General features: G+C 68.5%; 6 protein-coding genes. 1 reads left to right on the top strand and 5 read right to left on the bottom strand.

Annotated features, from left to right (window positions below):
- Positions 1 to 302 precede the first annotated feature (302 nt).
- Positions 303 to 1,424, top strand: coding sequence for an NAD(P)H-dependent flavin oxidoreductase (locus tag FVW27_RS03830; protein ID WP_167122890.1), 1,122 nt, complete (start codon positions 303 to 305; stop codon positions 1,422 to 1,424).
- A gap of 212 nt (positions 1,425 to 1,636) precedes the next feature.
- Here FVW27_RS03830 and FVW27_RS03835 read toward each other — a convergent pair whose 3' ends face one another.
- The 5 genes from FVW27_RS03835 to dprA all read right to left on the bottom strand — a co-directional run.
- Complete coding sequence (locus FVW27_RS03835) at positions 1,637 to 2,755, bottom strand: tyrosine recombinase XerC (RefSeq protein WP_167122900.1); 1,119 nt, start codon at positions 2,753 to 2,755, stop codon at positions 1,637 to 1,639.
- Between the two features lie 205 nt (positions 2,756 to 2,960).
- Positions 2,961 to 4,022, bottom strand: coding sequence for a diguanylate cyclase (locus FVW27_RS03840; protein WP_167122892.1), 1,062 nt, complete (start codon positions 4,020 to 4,022; stop codon positions 2,961 to 2,963).
- 160 nt (positions 4,023 to 4,182) lie between these two features.
- On the bottom strand, positions 4,183 to 5,022 hold the full coding sequence (locus FVW27_RS03845; RefSeq protein WP_167122894.1) for an HDOD domain-containing protein: 840 nt from the start codon (positions 5,020 to 5,022) through the stop codon (positions 4,183 to 4,185).
- Positions 5,019 to 5,522 carry a hypothetical protein gene (locus tag FVW27_RS03850; protein WP_167122896.1) on the bottom strand — a complete coding sequence of 168 codons (504 nt, stop codon included), beginning with the start codon at positions 5,520 to 5,522 and terminating at the stop codon, positions 5,019 to 5,021. Before FVW27_RS03850 ends, FVW27_RS03845 begins: the two co-directional genes overlap by 4 nt.
- A gap of 55 nt (positions 5,523 to 5,577) precedes the next feature.
- Positions 5,578 to 7,037, bottom strand: a 1,460-nt coding sequence (dprA, locus tag FVW27_RS03855) for a DNA-processing protein DprA (protein ID WP_167122898.1), incomplete at its 5' end; no start/stop codon positions are given.

Below are 7,037 nucleotides of genomic sequence, written 5' to 3' on the forward strand. Positions count from 1 at the left end.
GGCGTCCGCCCGGCCACGGCCCGGCGGCGCATGCGCCCGCGCAGTGGGGACTGCGCGGGAGAAAACGCACCGCCGCCACCGTACCGCACGACGCCACCCAGCGTTTGCTGCCCGAAAGACTCCGATGCAGTCCACGGAGACCACGCGATTCCGGCATTCCGCCGCATCGTGCGTCTTCCGCGCGCCGCCCGCGCATGGCGGCACACCGGAGCGCCCACTCCCATGCCACTGGCATGCACGCGGGCCCGGTTCATTCCGCGTGCCTTCACCGGCACGCACGCACCGCACCGGAGGACTGAATCATGCCTTTTCCGACCCTGAACATTGGCGACCTGGTCGCCCGCATACCCATCGTGCAAGGCGGCATGGGCGTCGGCATCTCGCTGTCGCGCCTGGCGTCCGCCGTGGCCAACGAAGGCGGCATCGGCGTCATCGCCGCCGCCATGATCGGGATGAAAGAGCCCGACGTTGCCAAGAACCCCATCGAAGCCAACGTCCGCGCCCTGCGCCGCGAGCTGCAAAAGGCCCGCGAAATGACCCAGGGCATCGTGGGCGTGAACATCATGGTGGCCCTGACCACCTTTGGCGAAATGGTCCGCACCTCCATCGAGGAAAGGGCCGACATCATCTTCTCCGGCGCGGGCCTGCCGCTGGACCTGCCCAGGCACCTGCGCGAGGCGTGCGACCAGAAGAAGGAAGAATTCCGCACCAAGCTCGTGCCCATCGTGTCGTCCGCCCGGGCGGCCTCGGTCATCGCCAAGAAGTGGATTACCCGCTTCGACTACGTGCCCGACGCCTTCGTGGTGGAAGGCCCCAAGGCGGGCGGGCACCTTGGCTTCAAGGCCGAGGAGATCGACGATCCCAACCATTCGCTGGAAGCGGTCATTCCGCAGGTGGTGGAAGCGGTGAAGCCCTTCGAGGACGAAAAGGGGCGCCGCATTCCGGTCATTGCCGCGGGCGGCGTGTACACCGGCGAGGACATCACCCGGTTCATGGAACTGGGCGCCGCCGGGGTGCAGATGGGCACCCGCTTCGTGGCCACCCACGAATGCGATGCCGACGACCGCTTCAAGCAAGCCTACGTGGACGCCACCGAGCAGGACGTGACCATCATCAAGAGCCCCGTGGGCATGCCGGGCCGCGCCATTGGCAACTCGTTCATCGAGGCCATGCGCGAAGGCGCGAAGAAGCCCTTCAAATGCGTGTTCAAGTGCATCAGCACCTGCGAGCAGGAGCAGACCCCGTACTGCATCGCCGCCGCGCTGATCAACGCCATGAAGGGCAACCTGGAGAAGGGGTTTGCCTTCTCGGGCGCCAATGTGTTCCGGGTGGATCGCATCCAGTCGGTGCACGAGCTGGTTTCCTCGCTCCAGCAGGAGTTCGAGGAGGCTATCTCCAAACGCTTCGGCATGTTGCGCGCTTAGCGTTGCGTTCTTTCGCTCTCGGGCCGCGTCAGGCGGCGCCGCTTGCTCTGGTCACGCACCTTTAGTGCGCTCCCGTCGCAACCGGCTTGCCTTCCTTGCCGGAGAGCGAAATTTCCGCAACGTCCGCAACGTCTCCTCCCAAAAACACCGGGCCGGAACCCTGCAAGGTTCCGGCCCGTTTCCGTTGGTAAACGGAGAAAAGGGAAAAGCCACTATCGCTTGGGCGTGGGCTTGCCGCCCTTGCGGGGTGTGGCGGCGCGGGCCGGTTTTTCCGGCGTTGCGGCGGGCTTTGGTTGCGGCGTCTTGCCCGACGGTGACGCAAGATCGGAGCGTGGGTGCGCCCGGTCGTACACGTCCACCAGGCGCGAAAGGGTCAGGTGGGTGTACCGCTGGGTGGTGGAAAGCCGGGCGTGGCCCAGCAGTTCCTGCACGCTGCGCAGGTCGGCCCCGGCCTCCAGCAGGTGGGTTGCGAAGGAATGGCGCAGCCCGTGCGGGGATATGGCCTGCGGCAGCCCGGCCCGCAGGCACAGGGTCTCGATGATCCGCGCGGCCTGCCGCCGGTTCAGGCGTCCGCCCCGCGCGCCCAGGAACAGGGCGGGTTCGCCCCGGCCCTCGTCCACCTGATGGCGCACGGACAGCCACGCTGCCAGTGCATCGCGCGCGGTATCGCTGAGCGGACTCATGCGTTCGCGCCCGCCCTTGCCCATCACCCGCACCACTCCGGATGCCGGGTCCGCGTCCAGCACGTTCAGTTCCAGCGCCTCGGACACGCGCAGGCCGGAGCCGTACAGCAATTCGGCCAGGGCAAGGTCGCGCGTGAGCAGCACCGCGTCGGCGGGGCCGGAAGCCGTGCCATGTCCTGTGCGAGCCGTGGGGTGGGCGGTAGCGCGGGCAGTCAGAGCCTTGCGCTGCCGCCGCTCGTCCAGCAGGGCAAAGGCTTGGTCCACGTTCAGGGCGTGGGGATGGCGTTGTTCCTGCTTGGGATTATGCACGCCCGCCGTGGGGTCCGCCGTGACCCGGCGCAACCGCAACAGAAAGCGAAAGAACGCCCGCAATGCCGACAGCTTGCGGGCCACGCTGGACTTGGCGATGCGCTGGCGGTGCAGTTCGGCCAGAAACCGCTGCACGTGGCGCTTGGTGATGAGTTCCGGGGTATCCAACGAAGGCGAGGCGGAGGACGACGCGGGATTCGGCAAGGACGGCCTGCCGGGAATGGCCGGACCGCTGCCCGCCTCTGCCAGAAACGCCGCAAACTGGTCCATGTCCGTGCCGTAGGCGGTCACGGTGGCATCGGCGTAGCCCTTTTCCATGCCCAGATGGGCCAGGAACATCTCCAGCAGTTCCGCGCGGGCGGGGGGAAGCAGGGCGTTACCAGACGGAGTTGTGCCGGACGGAGTGGCGGCAGGGACGGAGAAGGATTCTGCGGGTTCGGAGCCACGCGCGGGGGCAACTACCGTGCGAGGCGCCGCCGGTGCGCCACGGCCAGCCGGGGCATCCGCGCCGACACCGTTGTCGGATGCGCCGCGCCCGCCCCGCTCACGCCTGTCGCCGGTCGAAGACATAGCAGCTGCCCGTCCTGTCCTTGGCCAGCTTCTTGACCTGGCTGGCCCGGTAAGAGGCCTCGCCGTAGTGGGCCAGCGAAAGCCCGTCGCCGGGCCGGTTGCATACCACGGCGATGGATACGGCCATCAGCGGAAAGGTGCGCACCTGCCCCTGCCGGTCGTGGGCCACGATGGCCCCGCGCTCGCGGTCGTCCGCGTCGTAAAAGCCGGGCACGATGGCGTCGAAGGCCCCCACCACGCGGCGGCAGGCGTCTTCCGCCTCGTCCACGGGTGTCACGAACACGAAGTCGTCGCCCCCGACGTGCCCCACGAAGGCGGGCTGGCCGCGCACCTCGCGCGCCGTGGTGGCGATGAGCCGCGCAGTGAGCATGAGTACCTCGTCGCCGCGCGAAAAGCCGTACTTGTCGTTGAAGGCCTTGAAGTTGTCGAGATCCGCGTAGGCCAGCGCGAAATCCATGCGCCGATCAATGAGCCCCTGAATGAACTTGATGATCGAGGTGTTGCCCGGCAGCTTGGTCAGGGGGCTGGCGTCCAGGGCGCGGCCCGCGCGGGTCAGGGCCAGTTCGATGCGCGCCGCGAGTTCCGTGGACAGCGGGGGCGGCAGGGGCATGCACCCCGCACCCTCTGCGGAGACCGGCGCGGCGGGCAGGACCATGAAATCGTCGACCTCCACGCCCTGCCAATCCACCCCGGCAACATCCGGGGCGTTCAGGGCCAGCAGCGTGGCCACCTGGCGGTACACGTTCTCGCCCTTCACCAACTGGATCAGCGACACGCCCGACATGTCCGGAAGCGCTGCGGAAACCAGCAGCAGGTCCGGCGGATCGAGAAAGAACTGCTCCAGTACGGCCCGCCCGTTGTCGAACACCCGCCAGTCCATGGGGCGGGACGATGCCGTGCGCTGTCCCTCCGGGTCGCCGTCCGCCGCCCACAGGGCGCGCACGGTGGCGGTCAGACAGCCGTCAGCCGTGACCAGCCAGCAGCGCGGCACACCTACGGCTGCTGCGTCGCCGAACCCCAAGGGCCGCGTGCTCATGACGCGCTCCATGCTGCGCCCAATGATGCGCTCAATGATGCGCCCAATGCCGCGCGTGCCGGACGCGGGCATGCGGGCAGCAAGCGGTACGTCATCAAGCGCGGCGATCGGCTCGGCGAAGGAGCAAGCGGTCGCGTTGGCGACACGGCAGCGTCAGAAATCATGCAAACCCCAGTTCCCCGGCGTCGGCGAACTTCTCGCACAGGGTGTCCAGCAGTGCTTCCAGCGCGCTCTGGTTCATGCCCAGCAGCTTCAGCGCGTGCGGCGAAAGCTGCGGCACGTTGTCGTCCCCGCCGGAACCGTACTCGAACAGCCGGGCCATGAAGTTGCCCACATGCACCACGCAGGCCATCTGCGGGTAAATGCGCGCGCTCATGGGCTTGTGGTGGAAGGCCATGCCCTCGCGGATGGCGGGGGGCAGGTTCCAGTGTTCGGCCAGCCAGGCGTTGATGCGGTCATGCCCGAAGCCGAGCACCTGCGTTTCCGCGTCGATGTACGGCAGGTCCTGTTCCTGCACCACCGCGTCCACCCTGGCCTTGGCCTCGGGCAGTTGCAGGGCCGACACCACCTTGCCCAGGTCGTGCAGCAGCCCGGCTACGGCGTATTCCTCCGGGTCCTTCATGCCCAGCGCGCGGGCCAGTTCGCCGCAGGCCAGCGAACAGCCCACGCTGTGGTCCCACAGGCCGCGCATGGCGCGGTTCATGTCGTCGTAGACCGAGGTGGAGATGATCAGCCCCCGGATGACGTTGAACCCCAGCAGCACCAGGGCGTGCTTTACCGTGCCGATGCGCCCCGGAAAGCCGTAGATGGGCGAGTTGACCATCTTCAGCACCTTGGCCGCCAGCACCTGGTCGACGGAAATGACCTTGGCCACCTGGTCGGTGGTGGTGTTGGGCAACTCCAGCAGGCGCGAAACCTCCTGCAACGCCGTGGGGAGCGTTGGCAGGTCCTTCACCGCCAGCAGACGCCCCTTGTAAATGGTGCGCAGGTCATCGCTCATCGCCCGTTCTCCCGTGGCGCGCCGTTGCCGTTGACAACTTCGGGCCGGGCGGGCACGCCTTCCGGCTCGTCATCCACCAACGGCACCAACGGGATGCGGTTCTGCGCGGCCTGGGCTTCCGCCTCTTCGCGCGCGGCCTCTGCCGCGGCGGCGATGGCGGCGGCCTCGGCCTCTTCCGCCGCCTTGGCTGCGGCGATGCGCTCTGCAAAGAAGCGGCGCAGCATGTTGCGCAGGGTGACCATGAACCGGTCCTGCCCGTGCTTGCGGAACAGGTGATCCAGCCGCCCGGCGATGCGCTCCAGGTCATTGCCGCCGTCGTCGCCAAGGTCCACGGGGCGGCCCTGCACGGTAAGCGACTGCACCCCGCTGGCGCGGAAGCGCGAAATGATGGTGGTGGTCAGTTCAACGCCCGCGCCAACCAGCACCAGTCCGTCGGACTTGGTGACGGGCTTGGCCAGTTTCATGCCGGGCGCGGCGAGGTCTAGCGGTATCTTCTGCATATTCTTCCCCGGCAGGCGCATGCCCCGCCGTTTCAATCCGTGTTGGCGCGTTTCCCTACATACGCTCGTAGCGCATGCCGGGCAACCGGCGTACCCCGCCCTTTACCTCCAGCAACACCAGGCGACAGCTGACGTCCGCCGCCCCCATGGACAACGCGCGGCAGATGTCGTCCACGTGGGCGCCGGGGCGACCGTGCAGAAAGGCCAGGATGGCGTCGTCCGGACCGGCACGGGAGCCGTCGGGTTGACTACTGGGGGGGGCGTCGCCGGGACCGTTGCTGATGCAGGACGGACAAGGGGCAGGGGCAACCGGTCTGCGGACGCGCGCCGGGCAGGGTGCCGGGCGGGCCGCAGGCTCCGGCACGGCGGCGGGTTCCAAAGGTGCCCGCTTCTCTTGCCCGGCGCAAGTGTGGAAACTGCCGCCGGAAATCTTCTGCGGCGGGCTGACAACATCCTTGGCAGCCGCCCCGTCCATGCTGCGGGGAGAACTCTGGGCATCCGAAACACCCGGCGTGACTGACGTGACCGCCATATCGAGCGTGCCTGCCACATCAGGAGCATCAGGCGTGACTGGCATGACTGGCGTGACTGGCGTGACTGGCGTGACCGGCACATGCGAGGCATCAGGCCCAACCTTGGCAGCCGGGGGATTCGAGGCATCCAGCGGAAATATCTCGTCCAGCGGATCGTCGTCCGAACCGCTCCAACCGCCCCAACCGCCCCAACCGGGGGGCGGACACGGCGCGGCCAGCGCGGCAAGTTCCATGCCCAGCACCGGGGCCAGGTCCGCAAGCATGTCCTCCGCCGTGGTCACTGGTCGCGCGCCCTGCTCTATGAGCCCCCGGCAGCCGCAGGTATACTGGGCCGTGGCCGGGCCGGGCACGGCGTATACCTCGCGGCCCTGCTCCAGGGCCAGACGCGCGGTGATCAGGCTGCCGCTGCGGGCTGCCGCCTCCACCACCAGCACCCCCACGGAAAACCCGCTGATGATCCGGTTACGCACGGGAAAGTGCCCGGGCAGGGGCAGCGTGCCGGGGGCGTACTCCGACACCAGCAGCCCCGTGGCTTCCATGCGGGCGAACAGTTCCGCGTGTTCCGGCGGGTAGACCACGTCGATGCCCGTGCCCAGCACGCCGATGGTGGAGCCCACCTCTTCCAGCGCGGCCACGTGCGCCTCGCGGTCGATGCCGCGCGCAAGGCCGGAAACCACGGTGACGCCCGCCGCCGAAAGGCTGTAGGCGATGTCGGCGGCCACCCTGCGCCCGGCCCGCGAGGACAGGCGCGACCCCACCACCGCCACGGCGTGGTTGGCCAGCAGTGAGGCGTCACCACGGCAGTACAGCACGGCAGGCGCGTCGGAAACTTCGCGCAGGCGGGCCGGGTAGCGCGGGTCGGTCCACAGCAGGATGGAGCACCGGCAGGCGCGTACCGCATCCCATTCCTGCCGGGCCGTGTCGCGCCATGCGCCGCGCGCCACCGGCGCGGCCATGTGTGGCCGCACCCAGATCGGAAGAG

Origin of the sequence: Nitratidesulfovibrio liaohensis, from assembly GCF_011682075.1 — a bacterium.
Classification (GTDB): domain Bacteria; phylum Desulfobacterota; class Desulfovibrionia; order Desulfovibrionales; family Desulfovibrionaceae; genus Cupidesulfovibrio; species Cupidesulfovibrio liaohensis.